The following is a 21,781-nucleotide window of genomic DNA, read 5'->3' as shown; positions in this document are numbered from 1 at the left end:
GAGGCCTTGGCGGACCGGGACGGGCCCGGCGGTGCGGGTGTGTCAGGCCGCGGAGGCGGCGGACATCCGCCGGCGCAGGCTCGCGGGGCGCAGGTCGGTCCACACCTCGGTGATGCGGGCGAGGCATTCCTCGCGGGTGCCCTCGGTGCCCTCGGCGGTCCATCCGGCGGGGAGTTCGCGCTCGGCCCACCAGATCGAGTACTGCTCCTCGTCGTTGAGGACGACGCGGTAGCGGGTCTCCGGCTGCCGGTCGTCCGCGTGGGTGCCGTTCTGCTGTTCGGTCATCGCTGTTCCCTTCGCGTGATCAGGTGTGGTCATCCTTGAAGAGGGCGCTATCGATGCCCTATCGAGCGCATATACGGGCCGGAACGCGGGACGGGCCCCCGGCGCCGGATGGCGTCGGGGGCCCGTGGGGGTGGGGTGGGCGGTTCAGGCGGCCGTGCTGGTCACCGGGGTGCGCAGGGCGGCCTCCACGTCGTGGTCGAGGATCCAGCCGACGTCGGCGGCCGCGCCCCGGACGTCGCCGCCGGGTCCGCCGCCGGGTCCGCCGCCCGGTCCGCCGCGGGGCTTGGCGCCCTCGCGGGAGCCGAGCTGCACCCGGGTGGTGTGCGGGCGGCGGAGTGCCTCGTAGCGCTCCAGGGCGGTGGTGACGCCCGGGGCGTCCTGGCCGGCCTCGGCGAGGCAGACGGCGAGGGCGACGGCGTCCTCGACGGCCTGGTTGGCGCCCTGTCCGTGGTGCGGGAGCATCGGGTGGGCGGCGTCTCCGAGCAGGGTGGTGCGGGCGGTGCTCCAGCGCTCCAGGGGGGCGCGGTCGTACAGGGCCCAGCGGCGCACCTCGCCCGCCGCGCCGACCAGCTCGCGGACCTGGGGTGCCCAGCCGGCGAGCGCGGCGTCCAGGTGGGCCCGGTCGCCGGCACTGGTCCAGGACTCGGCGTCGCCCTCGGGCGCCGGCGCCACGACCACGTAGGTGAACTGCCGCCCGCCGGAGACCGGGTAGCACAGCACCCGTGCCCCGGGGCCGGCGAACATGTACATCCGGGCGGGGTCGAGGGACGGTACGTCCGCCGCGTCGACCAGGCCGCGCAGGGCGCTGTTCCCCGAGTAGACGGGGGTCTCGTCGCCGGCCAGGGCGCGGCGCACCGCCGAGTGCACCCCGTCGGCGCCGATCAGTACGCCGGCCCGGTCCGTGGTGCCGTCCGCGAACTCCAGCAGCACCCCGTCGGGGCGCTCCTCGTACCGGACCAGTTCCTTCCCGGTGCGCACCCGCTCCGCCGGGACCAGCGCGGCCAGCGTCCGGTGCAGGTCGCCGCGGTGGACGGTGAGGTAGGGGGCGCGGAACTGCCGCTCCCAGGCCTCGCCCATCTCCTGCACCGCGATCTGCGTGCCGTCGTGGAAGGCGCGGACCTCCAGGGCCTCGGGGCGCACGGCCAGTTCGGCCAGACGCGGGCCGAGGCCGAGGCGCTCCAGCAGCCGGGTGCCGTTGGGGCCGAGGTGCATGCCGACGCCCTGCTCGCGCAGGGTATCGCCGCGCTCGTACACGGTGACGTCCAGGCCTCGGGCGAAGAGGGCGGCGGCGGCGGTGAGGCCGCCCAGGCCCGCGCCGACGACGGCGATCGCGGGGCTCACCGGTGGTCCCAGGCGTTCTCGAAGGACTCGAACTCGTCGAAGGAGCCGAAGCCGTCGGGGGCGCCGCCGCCGTTGCCCAGCGCGAGGAGGGCCGCCAGCTCGCCCTCGCCGGCCAGGTCCACATCGGCGACGGGGGTGTCCGGCTCCTTGACGGCGGCCGCGAGCATCCGCTCGTAGCCGTCGGCGAAGCGGGCGACGGTGTCGCGGTCCAGCACGTCCGTGTCGTACGAGAAGACGGCGGTGATGCCGTCCGGGGTCTGCTCGATGCGCAGCAGCAGGTCCAGCTGGCCCTCCTGCTGGGGGACGTCGATCAGGGCGATGTCCAGTCCGGCGTACGGGACGGACGGGCCCTCGCCCGCGCCCGGCGGGACGTTGGGCACGGGCGGCTCCATGCGGTCCATCTGGACCAGGAACAGCGCGGTGCGGAAGACGGTGGCCCGGGGGAAGGCCAGGGCGCAGGGGTAGCGCACGTTGACCATGCCGCGCATGACCCGCTCGCCGGCCTGGGCGGCGGCGCTGCGGAAGGTGGAGCGCGCGTCGAAGTCGGCGCGGACCGGCATGGTGTTGAGGAAGCAGCCGATCACGTCCCGCTGGGCGCGGCCCATCCGGCTGGTGGCCGGGACCCCGAGGACGAAGGCGTCCTGGCCGGTCCAGCGGTGGGTGAGGGCCTGGAAGACGGAGAGCAGGTACGCGAAGGGCGTCACCCCGGCGGCGGAGGCCGCGGCGGGCAGGCCGGCGGCGGTGTCCGGCGCGAGCTGCCGTACGACGGTTCCGCCCCGGTAGGAGCGCAGGGCGGGCCGGGGCCGGTCCAGGGGCAGTTCGGCGGCGGCGGCTCCGGCCACCGATTCCTGCCACAGCGCGGCGGCCCGGCGCCCCGCCTCGGAGGCGGTGTAGCGCAGTTCCTCGGCGGTGTGGTCGGCGTAGGAGCCGGGGATGGGCCGCCAGGCGGGCTCGGTGCCGGCCGCGATGCCCTCGTAGGCGTCGAGGACGTCGCGGACGAGCAGCCAGCGGGAGGTGAAGTCGCTGACGATGTGGTGGGCGGAGGTGACCAGGGCCCAGTCCTCGTCGGTGCGGCGCAGCAGCACCACCCGGAAGGCTCCGGACTCCAGCCGGAAGGGGCGGGCGCCGGCCTCCTCGGCGGCACGGTGCAGCTCGGCCTCGCCGGCTCCGTCGAGGTCGCGGAACTCCAGCCGGACCAGGGGCTGTTCGCTGACGGTGCGGCGGACGCCGCCGGCGGTCTCGGTGAAGACGGAGCGCAGCAGTTCCTGGCGGGCGCCGACGGCGGTGACGGCGGCGTCCATGGCGGCGGGGTCGACGCGGCCGCGCAGCCGCAGCGGCATGACGATGTTGTAGGCGGAGGCCTCGGGCGAGACCCGGTAGGCCGTCCACATCGACTGCTGGATCGCGGTCAGGGGCAGCGCCTCCACGGTGGTCGCGCTCATCCGCAGCCTCCCGCGTGGCTCATGTCCGTGGTGCGGCCGGCGCCGACCGCCGCGAGTTCCTTCTCGGCGGGCGCGGTGGCGGGGGCGTCCCCGGCGGCGTCCGCGAAGGAGGCGGCGAAGGCGGCCACCCGGTCCAGGCCCCAGTACGGCTCGCTGCCGTGGATGAAGTACGGGACTCCGAAGACCCCGTCGCGGTGCACGTCCATCAGGGCGGCCGCACCCCGGGCGCGCAGCTCCGGGTCGTCGGTGGCGGCGGCCACGGCGGCCCGGTCCAGGCCGATCTCCGCGGCGAGTGCGACGACGGTGGCCGGGTCGCAGATGTCGCGGCCCTCCAGCCAGCGGGCCCGTCCGGCGCGCTCCACCCACTCCCGGCCGAGGCCGGCGTCGGAGGCGAGGAACCAGGTCAGGTGTGCCGGCTCCCACCAGGGGGAGCGGTCGGTCGGCCAGGTCAGGGCCAGGCCCCGGTCGGCGGCGAGGCGGCGTACGTCGCGCAGGATGTAGAACTGCTTGGCGCGGCTCATCGGCGTGTACGGGAACTGCCCGCCGGCCTCGTCGAGCAGCCGGGCGCTGGTCTCGTCCGGCTCCCAGAAGGGGCGCCATTCGGCCCGGTCGAGCAGCCCGGGGTGCTCGCGCTCGATGTCGTGCAGGGCGAAGAAGTTGTAGGGGCTGCGCAGGTTGAAGTAGAACCGGGGCGGTTTGGCGGCACGGCCGGCCATGTCGAACTCCTCTGTGAATCAGGCTGGTCCCGGTGGTCGGGCGGGTCAGACGACCAGACCGCCGTCGATGTGGAAGACCTGTCCGGTGATGTAGGAGGCGCGGTCGGAGGCGAGGAAGGACACCAGCTCGGCGACCTCGTGCGGCTCTCCGAAGCGGCGCAGCGGGATGCGGGCCGTCATCTCCTTCGCGTGCTTCTCGGACAGGCCGCCGACCATGTCGGTGGAGATGAAGCCGGGGGCCACGGCGTTGGCGCGCAGGCCGCTGCGGCCGGACTCCTTGGCCAGGGCCTTGGTGAAGCCGATGATCCCGGCCTTGGTGGCCGAGTAGTTGCTCTGGGTGGCGTTGCCGGCGGCGGCGACCGAGGACAGGGTGATGATGGTGCCCCGGCGGCGCTTCATCATCGGGAAGGCCAGTGCCTTGGCGAAGTTGAAGGTGCCGTCGAGGTTGGTGCGGACGACGGCGTCCCAGTCCTCGTCCTTCATCATCGCCAGGTGGCCGTCGCGGACGATGCCGGCGGCGGTGACCAGTACCTCCACCGGGCCGAGTTCCGCCTCGGCCTCGGCGGTGAAGGCCCGGACCTGCTCGCGGTCGGTGACGTCCACCCGGCGGGCGAGCACCCGCGCGCCCAGCGCCTCGGCGGCCTTGGCGGCGAGCCGGGCGGCCTCCTCGTTGGACTGGTAGCAGAAGGCCACGTCGTGGCCGTCCCGTGCCAGGATCTCCACCACGGCCCGGCCGATGCCGCGGGAGCCGCCGGTGACGAGGGCTACCGGCCTCGGTGTCTCGGACATGGATTGGGTCCTCTCTCTTCGGGACGCTGGTGCGTGTGGGTGCACGTGGTGCGGGCGGGGGGGCGCGTCGGCGTGCGCCCCCCGGCGGGTTCAGCCGAGCCGCAGCAGGGTGGCTCCGACGGTGCCGTCCCGGTCGATGGCGGTGACCAGGGCGAGCCGGTCCACCAGGGCGGGTTCGGCGCCGGCGTGGGCCAGTACCGCGGCCAGCTGGAAGGCGGCCGACGCGGCGGTGGCGTCGCCGACGAGGGGGCGTACGGCGATCCGCTCGCCCGCGACGGATTCGAGCGCGGACTCCTCCTGCTTGCCCAGCGGCCCGGGCGGTGTGCCGGGCGCGACCAGGGCGACGTCCTCGGGGGCGGCGCCCGCGTCGGCGAGCACCTCCGCCACGCACCGGTCCAGCGCGGAGCCGGCCCGGCCGGTCTCGGGGAAGGCCCGGAAGCGGGAGCCGAGGACGGTGGCCAGTACCTGGCGGCCCCCGTCGCGGGCGGCGTCCCCGCTCTCCAGCAGGAACAGCGCGGCGCCCTCGCCGAGCGGGCCGGCCTCGGCGCCGCCGTGGTCGGCGACCCGCTCCAGGCGGGCCCGCTGGACGGAGAACTCCTCGGCCGCGCCGGCCAGCAGGGCGTTGGCGTGGCCGCCGCGCAGCAGCCGGGATGCGTAGTTCAGGGCGAGCAGGCCCGTGGCGGAGCCGCCGGAGACGGTGACGTTGGGGCCCTTGAGGGTGTGCCGGATGGCGCTCTGGCCGGTCGGGCAGTTCATCACGGTGTTGGGGAACCGGGCCGGGTCGACGAGGTAGGGCTTCTCCCCCGTCAGGGCGTCCTTGGTGAAGTCCATGATGGACTGGACGCTGCCGGAGGTGCCGAGCACCAGCCCGGTCTTCTCCGGGTCGGCGGCCAGGCCCCGGCCGAAGTCCTCCAGGAGCTCGCCGACGGTGACGACGGCGATGCCGGTGGCCCGGTCCATGGAGCGGGTGCCCTTGCGGCCGAGCACCTCCTTGATGTCGAAGCCGGGGATCAGGCCCGCGTCCTCGTACGGGACGGGCCACTTCTCGGCGTCGACGGGGGCGGTGGCCGCCGTCCGTGCGAGGAGTCCCTCGGCGAAGGAGCGCCGGCCCAGCCCGTAGGGGGAGGTCACCGCCCAGCCCGAGATGACGAGCTGCCGCTCGCGGGGTTCCGCTGCCGTGCTCATGCGACGGCGCTCCTCTCGTCTTCCCAGTGGCCGAGGACCAGCACGGCGTTGTTCCCGCCGAAGGCGAGCCCGTTGTTCTGCACGACCTTGAGGTCGGCCTCGACCGCCTCGTTCGGTACGCAGTCCACCCCGCACTCGGGGTCGGTGGTGCGGTGGTTGATGGTCGGCGGGATGAACCCCTCGCGCAGGGCGAGGGCGCAGGCCGCCGAGGCCAGGGCGCTGGCGGCGCCCATGGTGTGGCCGATCATCGACTTGATGGAGACGGTGCGGGGCAGGTCCTCGCCGAACACCTGGCGGATCGCGCCGACCTCGGTGACGTCGTTGGCCTTGGTGCCCGTGCCGTGCGCGGAGATGAAGTCGACGTCGGCGGGGGTGATGCCGGCGTTGGCGTGCGCGGCGGTGATGCAGCGGGCGATCGAGTCCCGGTCGGGGGCGACCGGGTGGCTGGCGTCGCAGGACAGCCCGTACCCGAGCACCTCGGCGTAGATGCGGGCGCCGCGGGCGAGCGCGGATTCCAGGGACTCCATCAGCAGGATGCCGGCGCCCTCGCCGGTGAGGATGCCCTGCCGGTCGGCGTCGAAGGGCCGGCACACGTCGGGGGCGATGGTGCCGAGCCGGTAGAAGCCGGTGAAGGTCTTGCGGCACAGGGCGTCGGCCCCGCCGCACAGGGCCATCTCGACGTCTCCGGAGCTGATGGCGTCGTAGCCGTAGCCGACGGCGTAGTTCCCGGCGGCGCAGGCGGTCGGGACGGTGACCGTCTCGACGTCTTCCAGGCCCAGTTCGCGGACGATGCCGGCGGAGAGCCGGCCCGGCCAGACCCGCCGGGCGACGACCGGGTCGAGGGTGTCCTCTCCCTGGGCGACCTGGAGGCCGGTGAGGTGGTCCAGGTCGCGGGACTCGCCGTCGGTGGTGCCGACCGAGACCAGGGAGCGCCTGGCCCGGACGTCCGCCTCGGTGAGTCCGCCGTCGGCCACCGCCATGCGGGCCCCGGCGACCGCGAACTGGGCGGCCCGGCCGAGCTCGTCGGCCGGCAGCTCGCGCAGCCAGGCCTCGGGCTCGAAGTCGGTGATCTCGCAGGCGTTGGAATGGGCGAAGCCGGTGGTGTCGAACGCGCCGATGGGCTTGGCCCCGCTGCGTCCGGCCCGCAGGCCCTCGGCGAAGGCGTCGACGCCCGTGCCGATGCTCGTCACGACACCGAGACCCGTGATCACCACCCGGTGCCGGGCGGCGGTTCGCCGCCCCGTCGCGGCCGTCTCGGAGGTCACTTGCCCTCGGCCTCCGCGATCACGGCGTACACGCCGACCAGGTTGACCATGCGGCTGAGCTCGGCCTGCTCCAGGGTGATGCCGAAGACGCGCTCCAGGGAGGCGAGGATCTCGATGGTGCGCAGCGAGTCCGCGTCGTGCTCCTCCTTGAAGAGGCTGGTCTCGGTCACCTCGTCCAGGTCGAGTTCGAGGATGTCGCAGACGATCTCCTTGATCTGCTCCTTGCGCTCGGCGTCGAGGGTGGGGATCTGGGTGGTCATCCGAATTCCTCCGTTGGGTGGGGATGGTGCGGGGGCGATGGTTCGATGGTGGGAGCGGCCGCTATCCGTGGCCTATATCCACCAGGTGCGGGGTGACGGCGGGCTGCGGGTCCTTCCACAGGTGGGAGACCTCGCCGAACTGGCGGTGCACCCAGGCGTCGTCGTAGATCGTCTCCAGGTAGCGGTCGCCGCCGTCGGGCAGGACGAGCACCACGTTGGAGCCCGGGATGATGTCGGGGGCGATCCGTTCGAGCGCGGCGACCACGGCCCCTGAGGAGCCGCCGGCGAGGACCGCCTCCTGGCGGACGAGGCGCCGGCAGCCCACGACGCAGTCGAGGTCGCCGACGTGGATGACCCGGTCGGCGTCCGAGGGGCGCAGCAGCCGGGGCACGACGGAGGCGCCGTGGCCGGGGATCAGCCGGGTGACCCGCTCGGGCGGGGCGAAGAGCACGCTGCCGATGGCGTCGACGGCGTTGACGGTGGTGGTCATGCCGTGCCGGCGGATGTACTCGGCGCAGCCGCCGAGGGTTCCGCTGGTGCCGGCGGCCACGATGAGCTGGTCGACGCGGCCGTCGAGGGCCTCGGCGATCTCGCGCATGGTGGTCTGGTGGGCGACCGGGTTGAGCGGGTTGGAGTACTGGTCGGGCCAGTAGGCGTCGGGGGTCTCGGCGACGAGGTCGGCGACCCGTCGCAGCCGGGCGGGCAGGAGTTCGCCGGTGGCGGGGTCGGGGTCGACGACGATCTCGACCTCGGCCCCGTAGGCCCGCAGGATCGCGACGTTCTGCCGGGTCGTGCGGGCGTCCACCACGCAGATGAAGCGCAGCCCGAAATAGCCGCAGATCTGGGCGAGCCCGATCGCGAGGTTTCCGGAACTGGACTCGATCACCGTGGACCTGCCGGGAACGAGTTCCCCCGACCTGATGCGCGCCAGCACCATGGAAAGTGCCGAGCGGTCTTTGATACTTCCTCCGGGATTGAACCGCTCCACCTTCGCGAACACCCGCGAGCCGAGGCCCGGCAGCAAACGCTCCAGTTCGATGAGCGGCGTTCCTCCCACTGTCGAGAGGATTCCCTTCGTCCCTTCGTCGTACGGCATCTGATGCAGCCATCCTCTGCTGGGAGTTGCGGGGCGCGGATACAACGGGACCGAGATTCGGCCAATCCGCTATATCGACGCCATACGGCCGGTTATAGGTGGCGCATAGTCGACGGCCGGAATCTCTTCCCATCGCACAACGGAACTCCCCATGCAGACGGAAGAGAGAGTCCCTACATGACCGGCACCGACTCGCGCATTCAGAAAGTCGTCATCCTGGGCGGCGGTACCGCCGGCTGGATGACCGCCGCCTATCTCGGGAAGGCGCTCCAGGGAACCGTGGACATCACCGTCCTGGAGGCGCCGGCGATTCCGCGGATCGGTGTCGGCGAGGCCACCGTCCCCAACCTCCACAAGGTCCTCTTCGACTACCTCGGCATCGCCGAGGAGGAGTGGATGCGGGAGTGCAACGCCAGCTTCAAGATGGCGGTGCGGTTCGTGAACTGGCGGACCGGCGGCCAGGGCCAGCCCGACGCCCGTGAGCTGGAGAACGGCGGCCCGGACCACTTCTACCACCCCTTCGGCATCCTGCCCGACAGCGACAACGTCCCGATGTCGCACTACTGGGCCAAGCGCAAGCTGGAGGGCCAGACCGAGGAGCCGTTCGACTACGCGTGCTTCCGCGAGCCCCCGGTGATGGACGCGAAGAAGTCCCCGAAGTGGCTCGACGGCACCCCGTCCACCCGCTACGCCTGGCACTTCGACGCCGCCCTCGTCGCCGACTTCCTGCGCCGCTTCGCCACCGAGAAGCAGGGCGTCAACCACGTCCAGGACGAGATGACGCACGCGGAGAAGGACGAGCGCGGCTTCGTCAAGGCCCTGCACACCAAGGCCGGCCGGGTGCTGGACGCCGACCTGTTCGTGGACTGCTCGGGCTTCCGCGGGCTGCTCATCAACCAGGCCATGGAAGAGCCGTTCATCGACATGAGCGACCACCTGCTGTGCGACAGCGCCGTCGCCACCGCGGTACCGCACGACGACGAGGCGAACGGCATCGAGCCGTACACCTCCGCGATCGCGATGTCCTCCGGCTGGACCTGGAAGATCCCGATGCTGGGCCGCTTCGGCTCCGGCTACGTCTACTCCAGCAAGTTCACGACGAAGGAGGAGGCGACCAGGGAATTCAGCGCCCTGTGGGGCCTGGACCCGGAGACGACGAAGTTCAACCACGTGAAGTTCCGGGTCGGCCGCAACCGCCGCGCCTGGGTGAACAACGTGGTGAGCATCGGCCTCTCCTCCGCGTTCCTGGAGCCGCTGGAATCCACCGGCATCTACTTCATCACCGCGGCCATCTACCAGCTCGCCAAGCACTTCCCGGACCGCAACTTCAACCCGGAGCTGGCGAACAGCTTCAACCACGAGATCGAGGTGATGTTCGACGACACCCGCGACTTCATCCAGGCGCACTTCTACTACGCGCCGCGCAACGACACGCCGTTCTGGCGGGCGAACAAGGAGCTGACGCTCCCGAAGAACATCCAGGAGAAGATCGCCGCCTACAAGGCCGGCCTGCCGATCAATTCCCCGATCGCGGACGAGTCCACGTACTACGGCAACTTCGAGGCCGAATTCCGCAACTTCTGGACGAACGGCAGCTACTACTGCGTGTTCGCCGGCCTCGGCCTGGAGCCGGACGCCCCGCTGCCGATCCTCGCGCACAAGCCCGACTCCGTGGCCGGCGCCGAGGCCATGTTCGGCAAGGTCAAGCAGGAGCAGGACCACCTCCTCGACACCCTCCCCAGCACGTACGACTACCTGCGCAAGCTGCACGGCTAGTACGCGTCGCCCTCCCCTTCCGGTGCACAGGCCCGGAGCCGGCCCCTCCCTCCGGCTTCCGGGCCCGCGCCGCACCCCAGAGCCCCAGGAGAGTCCCACCCATGACAGCCACCTCGAAGCCGTCCGCCTCCTCCCCCGCCGGCCTGTCCGACAGCACGGCGGAAGCCGACATCAGGCCCCTGATGTCGGCCTTCCCCTCCGGCGTCTCGGTGATCACCACGATCGGTACGGACTCCGAGCCGCGCGGCATGACCTGCAGCTCGCTCGCCAGCGTCGCCCTGTCCCCGCCCACCGTGGTGCTGTGCCTGCGCACCGGGAGCCCGACCGTCCAGGCCGTCCTGGAGACCGGGCACGTGGCGGTCAACCTGCTCCACGAGAACGCCCGGCCCGTCTCCGACCTGTTCGCCTCGGGCACCCCGGACCGTTTCGAGCGCGTCGAGTGGCGGCTGCCGCTGGGGGCCGGCGGCCCGCACCTGGCGGAGGCCTCGCACGCGATCGCCGACGGGGAGGTCACCCAGGCCGTCGAGTTCGGAGACCACACCGCCGTGTTCGTCCGGATCAGCCGGGTCTCGCTGCACGACGGCGAGGAGCCCCTGCTGTACGGCAAGCGCAGATACGCCCGCTGGACCGACGCCACGGCCGTCCCCGGCCCACCCGCGGCGGCCCCGCCCCTGCCGGCGATACCCGCCCCGCTCGTCACTCCGTCGGCCCCGGAGGGAGCGGCCCGTGTCCGCCCGTGACCCGTTGCCCGACCTGCTGATCGCGATCCCGGCCGTCATCCTCGCGTGCAAGGCCGGCGCCATGCTCTTCCGCCGGCTCGGTCAGCCGCCGGTGGTCGGCGAGATCGCCGTCGGCATCCTGCTCGGCCCCTCGATGCTCGGCTGGCTGTGGCCCGGCGCCCAGGCATGGCTGTTCCCCGGGACGGTCCTGCCGTTCACCGGGGCGTTCGGAAACATCGGTCTGCTGGCGTTCATGTTCCTGGTGGGCCTGGAGCTCAACCTCTCGGCCCTGCGCGGGCACAGCCGTACGGCCATCGGCGTCAGTCAGGCGAGCATCGCGCTCCCGCTGCTGCTCGGCTCGGGGCTGGCCCTGCTGATGTACGACACGATGGCCCCGAAGGGGGTCACGCAGCTCGCGTTCGTCCTGTTCATCGCGGTGTCCATGAGCATCACGGCCTTCCCGGTGCTCGCCCGGATCCTGACCGACCGGGGCCTCTACAACACCCGGATCGGCGCCCTGGCCATGGCCTGCGCGGCGGTGGACGACGTGACCGCCTGGTGCCTGCTGGCCGCGGTCGTCGCCGTCAGCACCAGCAGCTCCCCCGTCGAGGCGGTCACCACGGCGGCGCTGGCGGCCCTGTTCCTGGCGTTCATGATCTACGCGATCCGGCCGCTGCTCGCCAAGTGGGCGGTACGGGCCGCCCGTACGGTGGACTCCGTCGTCCTGGTGGTGCTCTTCAGCGGGCTGTGCCTGTCCGCCTTCACCACCGACAAGATCGGCGTGCACGCCCTGTTCGGCGCCTTCGTCTTCGGGGTGATCACCCCGCGCGGTTCCCGGGTGATCGAGCTGTGCGCGGCCCGGCTGCGGGCCTTCACCATCCCCATCCTGCTGCCCCTGTTCTTCGTCAACACCGGCCTGAAGACCGACGTGGGGCTGATCGCCGCCGATCCGGTGATGTGGCTGTGGGCCGCGGCCGTCATGGTCGTCGCCTTCCTCGGCAAGTGGGGCGGCAGTACGGCGGCCGCCCGGGCCACCGGCCAGTCCTGGCGGGACGCGATGTCGATCGGGGCGCTGATGAACTGCCGCGGCCTGACCGAACTGGTGGTGCTGAACCTGGGCCTGGAGCTGGGGGTGATCGGGCCGGAACTCTTCACGATGCTGGTCCTGATGGCCCTGCTCACCACGGCGGTCACCTCGCCGGCCCTGTCCTGGATCCGCCGGGGCGTACCCCCGGGAAAGGAGGCCGACGACGCCGCCGAGGGGCCGCTGGTCCACGAGCCGGTACGGCTGCCGGCGAAGGCGGCCGCCCTGCAACCCTGACCCCGCGACGCCGGCCGCCGCCGGTACGGCCGGGCCGTCCCCCTCCCAGGGACCGGCCCGGCCGCACCGCGGCGCGTCCGCGTGTCCTGCCGTACGTACCGCTCACCGCCCGGCGGCGGCGAGCGGTGCCTCGGCGTGCCCGGCCGCGGCCCGCACCCAGCGCTCCAGGACCGCCTCCGCGGCCCCCGAGTCCAGGGAGGCCGCCGCGGCGGCGACCCCTTCGCGCAGCCGCTCGGTGACGTTGCGGCCCCGGGACGGCTCGGCCGCGGCCAGCGCGGCGGCGGCCGAGAGCAGCACCGCGTCGCGTACCGGGCCGCGCTCCCCGCCGGCGAACAGCCGCCGGGCCACCAGGGCGTTGTGCCCGGCGTCCCCGCCGCGCAGCGCGTCCACCGGGGCGGGCGCGATGCCCACGTCGCGGGGGTCGAAGGGTTCCTCCCGGACCCTGCCCCCCTCGACGCTGAGCACGGTCGAGGTGGTGGTGACGCTGAGCTCGTCGAGGCCGTCGTCCCCGCGGAACACCAGGGCGCTGCCGCCCCGGCGGGCCAGTACCCCCGCGATCAGCGGGAGCAGCCGGGCGTCGGCGACGCCGACCGCCTGGGCGGTCGGCCGGGCCGGGTTGGTCAGCGGCCCGAGGGCGTTGAAGACGGTCGGGATCCCCAGCTGCTTGCGGACCGCGGCGGCGTGCCGCATCGACGGGTGGAAGTCCGGGGCGAAGCAGAAGGTGATCCCCGCCTCGTCCACGAGGGCGGCGACCCGCGCCGGGTCCAGGCGCAGCCGCACGCCCAGGGCTTCCAGTACGTCCGCGGAACCGGAGGCCGAACTCGACGCCCGGTTGCCGTGCTTGACCACCCGGGCGCCGGCGCCGGCCGCGACGATCGCCGACATGGTCGAGATGTTGACGGTACGGGCCCCGTCGCCGCCCGTGCCGACGACGTCGACCGTGGCTCCGGGGACGTCGAGGGGCACCGCGTGGTGGAGCATGGCCCGTACCAGGCCCTCCAGTTCACCGACCGTCTCCCCCTTGCCGCGCAGGGCGACCAGGAAGCCGGCGAGCTGGGCGTCGGCGGCTTCCCCGCTCATCACCCGGTCCATGGCCCAGGCCGTGTCGGCGGGGGCCAGGTCACGGCCGGCGAGCAGGGTCTCCAGCAGGGCGGGCCAGCTGCGCGCCTCGCGGGCGGGTTCCGGTCTGGCGGTGGTCACTTGGGTCTCCCTCGGGTGAGTGGTGGGCGAGGCCCCGCCGCTCAGCTCCACTCGTCGTTGTCCTTGGTGGCGGACGGCGACGGGGTGGGGGCCGCGGTCGGAGCCTGCGGGGTCGTGGCGTCCGCGGTCACTCCGGTGCCGGCGCTGCTGGTGCCGCCGGCCGGAGCGCCTTCGTCGGCGATCTGCACGCCACCCGCGATCGTCATGACGGCGATGATCGCGATGGTGATGCGCTTGACCTGGGTGCGCCACGTGGTCTGCATCTCTGTTCTTCTCCCCGTTGAGTACCGCTTGAGCTTCGCTTTGTTCCGGTGAGAAGAACACTAGGAAGGAGCGGCTTCGAGCTGATATCGCTCCGTCTTCGGGCGCCGCGCCATTTCGATAAGGACGATATACCCGCAGGTCAGGAGGGGTCCACAAGGCGATGACAAACGTTGGGGAACCCTCTTGACCGCCACTGGCGGGCCGCTTGAGACCTCATCGGGGCGCCCTCGTGGGAGCCTCGCGATAACGGCGATAACCGGAATTCAGCGTTCCCGGTACATCTCGGCGACCAGGAATGCGAGGTCCAGCGACTGGGTGCGGTTGAGCCGGGGGTCACAAGTGGACTCGTAGCGTTCGCTCAGTCCGTCCAGGCTCACTTCCTCACCCCCTCCCACGCATTCCGTGACGTCGCCCCCGGTGAATTCCAGGTGCACGCCCCCGGGATGCGTCCCGAGCTCGCGGTGGACCTCGAAGAAGCCCTTCACCTCGTCGACGATGTCGTCGAAGCGGCGGGTCTTGAGGCCGGACGGCGCCTCGAAGGTGTTGCCGTGCATGGGATCGCTCACCCAGGCCACCGGCGCGCCCTCCGCGGCCGTCTTCTCCACCAGTTCGGGCAGCCGGTCGCGGACCTGCCCGGCGCCCATCCGGACGACGAAGGTGAGCCGGCCCGGCTCGCGTTCCGGGTCGAGCCGGTCGATCAGCCGCAACACGGTGTCGGAGTCCGTCGTCGGCCCGAGTTTCACCGCGACCGGGTTGGCGATCCGCGAGAAGAACTCCACGTGGGCGCCGTCCAGGTCCCGGGTGCGTTCCCCGATCCAGAGCATGTGCCCGCTGGTGGCGTAGCGCCGGCCGGTCGCCGGGTCCTCGCGGACCAGCGGTTCCTCGTACTCCAGGAGCAGGCCCTCGTGGCTGACGTAGAACTCCACGGCGTGCTGGATGCGTTCGTCGGCGCCGCAGGCCCGCATGAAGTTGAGGGCCTGGTCGATCTGGGTGGCGAGCGCCGCGTAGCGCTCCCCGACGGGCGAGCGGGCCACGAAGTCCTGGTTCCAGGCGTGCGCCTGGCGCAGGTCCGCGTAGCCGCCGGTGGTGAAGGCCCGGACGAGGTTGATCGTGCCGGAGGCGGCCTGGTGCATGCGCAGCAGCCGGTCCGGATCGGGGGTGCGCTCGGCCGCCTCGAAGGGGAAGCCGTTGACGGCGTCGCCCCGGTAGGCCGGCAGGGTCAGGCCGCCCCGCGTCTCGGTGGGCTTGGAGCGGGGTTTGGCGTACTGGCCCGCCATCCGGCCGATCTTGACGACCGGTACGGAGGCCGCGTACTGGAGGACCAGCGCCATCTGCAACAGGGTCTGCACCTTGCGGCGCACCGAGTCCTCGCGGACGTCCGCGAAGGTCTCGGCGCAGTCCCCGCCCTGGAGGAGGAAGGCCTCGCCCCGGGCGACGGCGCCGAGCCGGTACTTGAGCTGCTCGCACTCGGCGGCGACCACCAGCGGGACGGCCTCCCGCAGGCGTGCCCGCACCTCCGCCAGGGCGGCGGCGTCGGGCCATTCGGGCTGTTGTGCTGCGGGCAGGGCCCGCCAGGAATCCACGTGCTCCACGAGATCGCTCCTTCGATGCTCCTCCGTCACCCGGCGAGGGTGCCGGCCGGCCGGTGGCGTGCGGTGGTGAGGAAGTTCCGCAGGAGCCGCATCCCGCCGATGGTGGTGATGGACTCGGGGTGGAACTGCACCCCTTCGACGGAGAGGGTGCGGTGGCGGAGGCCCATCACGTAGCCGTCGTCGACGGCGTGCGCGGTGGCCAGCAGCTCCTGCGGCAGGGGTTCGGCGACGATGAGGGAGTGGTAGCGGGTGGCGGTCATGGTCGCGCCGAGCCCGGCGAAGACCCCGGCCCCGTCGTGGGCCACCTCGCTGGTCTTGCCGTGCTTGAGCCGGTCCGCCACCTGTACGCGGCCGCCGTAGGCCAGGCCGATGGCCTGGTGGCCCAGGCAGATGCCGAGCAGCGGCACCCGTCCGGCGAAGCGGTGCACCAGCTCGACGTGGCCCGATGCGGCGGGGTGGCCCGGGCCGGGGCCGAGGACCACGGCGTCCGGGAGCCGCGCGGCGAGCTCGTCGGGGCTCTCCGTGCGGGAGCGGACGACCTCGGTGTCGGCGCCGAGGGTGCGCAGGTACTGGTCGATGATGTGGGTGAAGCTGTCGTAGGCGTCGACGAGCAGGACCTTCACGGGAGCAGCTCCTCACCGGTGAGCGCCCAGTAGGCCGCCCCCATCTTGTGCAGGGTCTCGCGCCACTCGGCGGCGGGCGAGGAGTCGGCGACGATGCCGGCGCAGCTCTGGGTGGAGTAGGCCGTTCCGTCGTGGGTGACCGTGCGGATGCACAGCGCGAGGCGGGACCAGCCGCGTACGTCGACGAGCCCGACGGCACCGGCGTACATGTCGCGCGGCTCGCACTCCAGTTCGGAGATGATCTCCATGGCTCGGATCTTGGGGGCGCCGGTGACCGTCCCGGCGGGGAAGGTCGCGGCCAGCGAGGACCAGGTGTCCTCGCCGGGGGCGAGGCTGCCCTCGACGGTGGAGACCAGGTGGAAGACGTGGCTGAAGGTCTCGACCGTCATCAGCTGGGGGGCGTCGAGGGTGGTGGGCAGGCACACCCGGCCGATGTCGTTGCGGCACAGGTCGACCAGCATCACGTGCTCGGCCTGCTCCTTCTCGCTGGCGAGCAGGGCTTCGACGCGCGGCCCGTCCACGGCGGGGTCGCCGCTGCGCGGGGTGGTGCCGGCGATGGGGCGCATCACGATGCGGTCGCCCTCGGTGCGGAAGAGCACCTCGGGGCTGGCGCCGATCAGGGTGGAGCCGTCACGGGGGACGAGGTACATGTACGGGGACGGGTTGCGTCCGCGCAGCCGCCGGTAGACGTCGAGCGGGGTCAGGTCGGTCTCGACCTCGATTCGGTGGCCGATCTGGATCTGGTAGATGTCGCCGACGCCGATGTGCCGCAGGCAGCGTTCCACGTTGGCGTGGAAGGCCTCCTCGTCGGTGCTGTCGCGGACGGCGCGCGGGGCGGGGGCGTCGGGCACGCGTCCGGCGGGCTCGGCCATCCCGGCGGTCAGCCGCTCGACGATGCCGGCCAGGTCGGTACGGGCGGCGGGGCCGCCGTCGGGGCCGAACTCCTCGCTGCGGGCGGCCAGCCGGACGGCCGTCCCGGCGTCCAGGTCGTACCAGACGGTGTCCTGGAACAGGGTCAGGACCAGGTCGGGCGCCCCCTCGTCGGTGTGCTCCCGGACGGGCAGCTCCTCCATGTACCAGGCGGCGCCGTAACCGATGGTGGCGAGGAAGCCGAAGGCGTACTCGGGGCGGGTGCTGTCGACGTCGAAGCGCGCCTGGACGGCCCGCAGGACGTCCCAGACCTGCCCGGGGCGTTCGAAGATCCGGTCGCCGCCGGGACCGGCGGCCAGCCCCAGCCCGTCGGCGACCCGGGACAGCTCGGCCAGTACGGACGGCACGCCGGCGGCGGAGATCCGCCCGGCGCGGATGCGCAGCTCGGCGAGGCGGCCGAAGCCCACGACGGCGGAGTTCCCGTCGAACTCGGGGCTCTCCAGGGACTCCAGGAGGAAGACGTCCTCCCCGAACCGCCCCCGCAGGGCCTCGTACAGCTCGATCGGGGGGTGCGGGTCGAGAACGGTCTCCTCGATCCGGATGGGGAGGGGGCGCCGGCCATGACCGGCCGGCGCCCGAGTGGCGGTGTCGAGCAGTGTGGTCACTGAATCACTTTCCTCGGATGGCTCGGGGCCGTGCGGAGCGGCCGTGTCGCGCCGGGCGGGCGGCGCGTGAGGGGTGTGCGCGGGGCCGGGCGGTCTCAGCCGTAGCGGCGCATCTCGTGGAAGAAGTCCTCGACGACCGCGAGGTCGCCGCGCTCGCGCAGGGTGTCGTGGATGTGCCGGCCGACCGCGAGGTCGAGGACGCCCAGGCCGAAGGGCGAGAAGAAGACGGGCTTGTCCTCGGGGACGGCCAGCTGCCCGGAGAGCACGTCGTACAGCGTCCCGTCGACGAAGTCGCGGCTGCGGGTGAGCTGTTCGGCCAGGTGGGGGGAGGTGTCGGCCTTGAGGCAGTGCTCGACGTCGTCGACGACGTTGAAGCCGGAGAGGATCACCTCGGGCGACAGGTCGCGCAGCGAGACGTGCAGCACGAGCGGGTTGTGGCCGAACCAGTCGGGCTCGGTGACGTGCGGAGTGCCGGCGACGGTCGCGAAGACGACCAGGTCGCTGCCGCGGATCAGCTTCTCGGCGCTGTCGTGGACGGTGACGGGCCCCTGCTCCCCGGAGCGGGTCAGGTAGTCGGCGAAGCCCTCGGAGTGCTCGGCGGACAGGTCGTGCACGCCGATCTCGTCGAACTCCCAGCCCGTGCCGGCCAGGTACTGGTGGATGAAGCGGGCGATCAGGCCGACGCCGAAGAATCCGATCCGGCGCGGCCGCCGGCCCGCCGGGCTGAGCCGGTCGGCCGCCAGCGCGGCGGAGGCGGCGGTGCGGGCCGCGCTGATGATGGAGGACTCCAGGCAGGCCAGCGGATATCCGGTCTCGGGGTCGTTGAGGATCAGCACGGCGGAGGCGCGCGGAATTCCGGCCGCCACGTTGTCGGGGAAGCTGGAAATCCACTTCAGCCCGTCGACCGGGGCCTCTCCCCCGATGGAGGCCGGGAGCGCGATGATCCGCGACGTGGGCCGGTCGGGAAAGCGCAGGAAATAGGAGGGCGGATTGACCGTGCCGCCCTCGCCGTGCACCCGATAGGCGGATTCGATCAGTCCGACCACTTCGGGCGCACGGCCGTCCAGGACTTCGTGCACCTGGGCGCCGGGTATCACGGCGAAAGAGGGCGCGCCGGTCGTACGTGACATCGCAGACTCCACAGCTTGGCAGTTTTCTCGTCTGCGATGACGCTAGGGATCCGGTTTATCGCCGGGTTATTGGCCGGTTACGGCCACTCCCCCCGGCACCTCCGGCCCCCCTGCCGCTTCGTCCACCCGGCGCAGCGCAGCCGCCGCCTTCGCCTCCCAGGGCGGAGAGCCGATGCCCTGGAACATGGCCAGTGCGGCGGCCGCGTGCGTCGCCGCCGCCTCCAGCCGGCCCGACTGCCGGCAGGCCTCGCCCAGAGCCAGCTGGATCTGCCCCTCGACCATGGGGCTCCGGGTTCGGTGGGCCACCTCCAGGGCCTCCGCGAACGTCCGCTCGGCGCCGTCCACCGCGCCCGCCTTGAGCCTGGTCTCGGCGAGCCCGAGCAGCGCGTAGGCGAGCCCGAGCAGATCGGACTTCTCCCTGACTATGTCCACCACCCGGGAGAAGTTCTCCTCCGCCGCCCCCAGGTGCCCCAGCGCCAGGTAGGCGCTGGCCAGCCGGTGCGTGGCCAGGGCCAGCGTGCGGCCGCCCCCCTTGATGCCCTCGCACACCCGCAGGGAGTCCATGCTCAGCTCCACCGCCACCTCCGGCTGGCCCTGTTCGAGGGCGATCTGTGCCATGAACTGGAGGGCGTAGGCCTGGGTGGTCCGGTCGTCCTGCGCCCGGAAGACCTCGAGTGCCTCTCGCAGCCGGCTCATCCCCAGGTCGTAGTCGCCCCGGATCCGGTCGATGAAGGCGAGGTTGTTGAGGACCAGGGCCCTGCCGCGCGAATCACCCGCTTCCGTGTAGAGCCCCAGCGCCTTCTCCTGCCGCACGGTGGACTCGGTCAGCCGGCGGAGCCGCAGCTCGACCACACCGAGCTGCTGCTCCATCGCCGCCCACCCGCGCAGGTTGCCGGCGTCGCGGGCCACTTCGAGGGCGTACTCGCTGCACCGGCGCCAGTCTTCCAGGTAGTTCCGCGACTCGAACAGGACCTCCATGGACATGACCAGGTCCCACGCCAGGTCGTCCATGCCCAGTCCAGCCGCCTGCTCGACGACCGCCACCAGGGACAGTCGCTCCGCCTCGAACCACTCCAGCGGCGCCGCCAACAGCTCCTCCATCAGGACGGAGTCGACGTCACGTCGCGGTTCGTCGCCCCGCACGGTGCCGTAGTCTCCGCCCTTCTCACGCCGGAAGGCCTGCTCCGCGATGGTCAGACAGGAACGGAACACCCGCTCGCAAGCCGCCAGCCTCTCCTCTTCGTCCTCCTCCTCCCGCGCCAGCTCCTCCGCGTACAGCCGCATCAGGTTCTGGAAGCGGTAGCGCAGCTGCCCGGTGGCGTCGACGCCGACGACCTCCAGGAACTGCGCGTCCACCAGGTGCTCTATCAGCCGCTCCGCGTCCATGACGTCCCCGTCCAGCAGCGCGGCGCCGACCCAGGCGGTGAAGTCGGGTACGCCGAGCAGCCCGAGGAGCCGGTAGAGCCGGGCGGCGTCCTTGTGCAGGTACCGGTAGCTCAGCTCGAAGCTGGCCCGGACCTGGGACTCGCCCTGGCTGAGCTCGTCCAGCCGGCGCCGCCCGTCGTTGAGCCGGGTCACCAGGTGGCGCACCGTCCAGTGCGGCTTCGACGCCAGCCGGGCCGCGGCGATGCGCAGCGCCAGCGGCAGCCGGTCGCACAGCTCCGCCAGCCGCGCCGCGTCCTCGGGAGCGGCCTGTATCCGGGCCTCGCCGACGATCCGGCCGAGCAGCTCGACCGCGTCCCCCTCGGGCAGTACCCCCAGGTGCACCCGGCCCCGCTGCGGCCAGGTCACCAGCTGCTCCAGCTGTTCCCGGCTGGTGACGAGCACGGTGCAGCCGCCGCTGCCGGGCAGCAGCGGACGGATCTGCGCGAAGGTCCGTACGTTGTCCAGCACGATCAGCACCCGGCGTTCCGCGAGCACGCTGCGGTACAGCGCGATCCGGTCCTCCAGGCCGTTGGGCACGTCGTCGCTCTCCACGCCGAGCGAGCGCAGGAAGCGGCTCAGTATGTCCCCGGCGGTGGTCGGGGCGTGGTGCTCGTCATACCCGCGCAGGTCCGCGAACAGCCGCCCATCGGGGTACTGTTCGGTAACACGGTGCGCCCAGCGGACCGCCAGACCGGTCTTGCCCACCCCCGCGACACCGGTGATCAGCCCGACGGTCGGCGCCCGGCCCCCCTCCCCCTGGTCCTCCACGAGGGTGTCGAGGGAGTCCAGTTCGGCGCCCCGGCCCGCGAACCCCGGCACATCGGGCGGGAGTTCGGAGGGCACGACGCGCCCGCGTGCTCCTAAGGCGTCGGCGGTGCCGTCCACGCCGTCCAAGACACCGGCCGCCGGCGGCTCGAAGGCCAGCGACGGGTCGTCCCGCAGGATCGCGTCGTGCAGCTCCTGGAGTTCGGGGCCCGGGTCCATGCCGAGCTCGTCGATGAACTGGCGCCGCGCCTCCCGGAAGCTCTCCATCGCCTCGGCCCGCCGGCCGGAACGGTACTGGGCGAGGATCAGGTGGTACCGGGTCCGCTCGCGCAGCGGGTGTTCCCTTACGGCGGCGGCCAGTTCGGGCAGCAGCAGCTGGTGCCGGCCCAGCTCCAGCTGGACGCCCGTCATCGCCTCGTAGGCGTTGATGCGCACCTCTTCCCACCGGGCCGCCTCGTCCTCGACGAGCTGTCCGGTGACGCCGGTGAGCGCCGGCCCGCGCCAGAGCGCGAGCGCCTCGGCGTAGCAGCGCGCCGCTTCGGCGGGCCGGTGCGTGCGCACGGCCTCCTCGGCCTCGGCGACCAGCCCGGTGAAGGTGGCGGTGTCGAGGACGTGCCCGTCGGGGCGCAGCAGGTAGCCGGGGTGCGCCGTGACGATGACCTCCTCGGCCACCCCCTCGCTCTTGATGGCCTTGCGCAGGGCCGCGATGACGATGGCGACCTGGGTCCGGGCGGTGGCTGGCGGACGACCGTTCCAGACCACGTCCACGAGGGTGTCAACCGGAACGATACGCCCCGGGCTCAGGAGCAGAAGGGCCAGAATCGTACGTTGCCGGGCACCCCCGACCTGAACCGCCCGTTCCCCCACGGTCACCATGAGTGGTCCGAGAATTCCGAATCTGAGTGTCTCGCCCAACTGTGTCTCCCCCCGTCGCCACCGGGCCCGGCAGCGCGATCACACTACCTGTCTGCCGCTGACAGAAAAGAGCCGCGACGCAAGCAGTGCGACTGGTGAGACACCATGACCGAAAGCTGATCGATCATCTCGACATT

The 21,781-nt window shown here is 72.4% G+C and carries 19 protein-coding genes; 3 read left to right on the top strand and 16 right to left on the bottom strand.

Annotation, left to right across the window (positions count from 1 at the left end):
* Positions 1-42: 42 nt before the first annotated feature.
* The 9 genes from AC069X_RS07400 to sbnA all read right to left on the bottom strand — a co-directional run bounded on the left by AC069X_RS07400 (position 43) and on the right by sbnA (position 8,379).
* Complete coding sequence (locus tag AC069X_RS07400; protein ID WP_478726060.1) at positions 43-285, bottom strand: MbtH family protein; 243 nt, start codon at positions 283-285, stop codon at positions 43-45.
* A gap of 144 nt (positions 286-429) precedes the next feature.
* A complete protein-coding gene (locus tag AC069X_RS07395) occupies positions 430-1,626 on the bottom strand; it encodes an FAD-dependent monooxygenase (RefSeq protein ID WP_478726058.1) in 1,197 nt (398 codons plus the stop codon).
* Positions 1,623-3,068: a condensation domain-containing protein gene (locus AC069X_RS07390; RefSeq protein ID WP_478726057.1), complete on the bottom strand. Its 1,446-nt coding sequence runs from the start codon at positions 3,066-3,068 to the stop codon at positions 1,623-1,625. The genes AC069X_RS07395 and AC069X_RS07390 overlap by 4 nt, the downstream gene beginning before the upstream one ends.
* Positions 3,065-3,784 carry a DsbA family protein gene (locus AC069X_RS07385; protein WP_478726055.1) on the bottom strand — a complete coding sequence of 240 codons (720 nt, stop codon included), beginning with the start codon at positions 3,782-3,784 and terminating at the stop codon, positions 3,065-3,067. Before AC069X_RS07385 ends, AC069X_RS07390 begins: the two co-directional genes overlap by 4 nt.
* 45 nt (positions 3,785-3,829) lie before the next feature.
* Positions 3,830-4,573: a 3-oxoacyl-[acyl-carrier-protein] reductase gene (gene fabG, locus AC069X_RS07380; protein ID WP_478726053.1), complete on the bottom strand. Its 744-nt coding sequence runs from the start codon at positions 4,571-4,573 to the stop codon at positions 3,830-3,832.
* A 90-nt stretch (positions 4,574-4,663) separates the two neighbouring features.
* Positions 4,664-5,758, bottom strand: coding sequence for a beta-ketoacyl synthase N-terminal-like domain-containing protein (locus AC069X_RS07375; protein ID WP_478726051.1), 1,095 nt, complete (start codon positions 5,756-5,758; stop codon positions 4,664-4,666).
* Complete coding sequence (locus AC069X_RS07370; protein ID WP_478726049.1) at positions 5,755-7,023, bottom strand: beta-ketoacyl-[acyl-carrier-protein] synthase family protein; 1,269 nt, start codon at positions 7,021-7,023, stop codon at positions 5,755-5,757. The genes AC069X_RS07375 and AC069X_RS07370 overlap by 4 nt, the downstream gene beginning before the upstream one ends.
* The gene (locus AC069X_RS07365; protein ID WP_467894902.1) at positions 7,020-7,283 is read right to left on the bottom strand and encodes an acyl carrier protein; all 264 of its coding nucleotides are present in this window, start codon (positions 7,281-7,283) and stop codon (positions 7,020-7,022) included. The genes AC069X_RS07370 and AC069X_RS07365 overlap by 4 nt, the downstream gene beginning before the upstream one ends.
* Positions 7,284-7,344: 61 nt before the next feature.
* Positions 7,345-8,379, bottom strand: coding sequence for a 2,3-diaminopropionate biosynthesis protein SbnA (gene sbnA / locus AC069X_RS07360; RefSeq protein WP_478726047.1), 1,035 nt, complete (start codon positions 8,377-8,379; stop codon positions 7,345-7,347).
* Positions 8,380-8,556: 177 nt separating this feature from the next.
* Between sbnA and AC069X_RS07355 the strand changes: the two genes are divergently transcribed.
* The 3 genes from AC069X_RS07355 (at position 8,557) to AC069X_RS07345 (ending at position 12,195) form a co-directional block, all read left to right on the top strand.
* Entirely contained in the window at positions 8,557-10,155 is a 1,599-nt protein-coding gene (locus AC069X_RS07355) for a tryptophan halogenase family protein (RefSeq protein ID WP_478726045.1), read from the top strand.
* A gap of 101 nt (positions 10,156-10,256) precedes the next feature.
* Entirely contained in the window at positions 10,257-10,895 is a 639-nt protein-coding gene (locus tag AC069X_RS07350) for a flavin reductase family protein (RefSeq protein WP_478726043.1), read from the top strand.
* The gene (locus tag AC069X_RS07345) at positions 10,882-12,195 is read left to right on the top strand and encodes a cation:proton antiporter (RefSeq protein ID WP_478726041.1); all 1,314 of its coding nucleotides are present in this window, start codon (positions 10,882-10,884) and stop codon (positions 12,193-12,195) included. The genes AC069X_RS07350 and AC069X_RS07345 overlap by 14 nt, the downstream gene beginning before the upstream one ends.
* 102 nt (positions 12,196-12,297) lie before the next feature.
* On the opposite strand, the gene trpD is transcribed toward AC069X_RS07345, so the two are convergent.
* From trpD to AC069X_RS07310, 7 genes are all read right to left on the bottom strand, one after another.
* On the bottom strand, positions 12,298-13,395 hold the full coding sequence (trpD, locus tag AC069X_RS07340; RefSeq protein ID WP_478726039.1) for an anthranilate phosphoribosyltransferase: 1,098 nt from the start codon (positions 13,393-13,395) through the stop codon (positions 12,298-12,300).
* Between the two features lie 41 nt (positions 13,396-13,436).
* Entirely contained in the window at positions 13,437-13,658 is a 222-nt protein-coding gene (locus AC069X_RS07335) for a hypothetical protein (protein WP_478726037.1), read from the bottom strand.
* 264 nt (positions 13,659-13,922) lie between these two features.
* A complete protein-coding gene (locus AC069X_RS07330; protein ID WP_478726035.1) occupies positions 13,923-15,251 on the bottom strand; it encodes a class II 3-deoxy-7-phosphoheptulonate synthase in 1,329 nt (442 codons plus the stop codon).
* A 26-nt stretch (positions 15,252-15,277) separates the two neighbouring features.
* A complete protein-coding gene (locus tag AC069X_RS07325; protein WP_478726033.1) occupies positions 15,278-15,874 on the bottom strand; it encodes an anthranilate synthase component II in 597 nt (198 codons plus the stop codon).
* On the bottom strand, positions 15,871-17,409 hold the full coding sequence (locus AC069X_RS07320; RefSeq protein ID WP_478726031.1) for an anthranilate synthase component I family protein: 1,539 nt from the start codon (positions 17,407-17,409) through the stop codon (positions 15,871-15,873). The genes AC069X_RS07325 and AC069X_RS07320 overlap by 4 nt, the downstream gene beginning before the upstream one ends.
* Positions 17,410-17,504: 95 nt before the next feature.
* Positions 17,505-18,539, bottom strand: a complete 1,035-nt coding sequence (gene sbnB, locus AC069X_RS07315) for a 2,3-diaminopropionate biosynthesis protein SbnB (protein WP_478726029.1) — start codon at positions 18,537-18,539, stop codon at positions 17,505-17,507.
* Between the two features lie 66 nt (positions 18,540-18,605).
* Positions 18,606-21,605, bottom strand: coding sequence for an AfsR/SARP family transcriptional regulator (locus AC069X_RS07310; protein WP_478726028.1), 3,000 nt, complete (start codon positions 21,603-21,605; stop codon positions 18,606-18,608).
* Positions 21,606-21,781 lie beyond the last annotated feature (176 nt).

It is taken from the genome of Streptomyces sp. NPDC043896 (genome assembly GCF_056435605.1).
The sequence above is the reverse complement of the archived record's forward strand: the minus strand, read 5'-3'. Positions and strand labels throughout refer to the sequence as shown.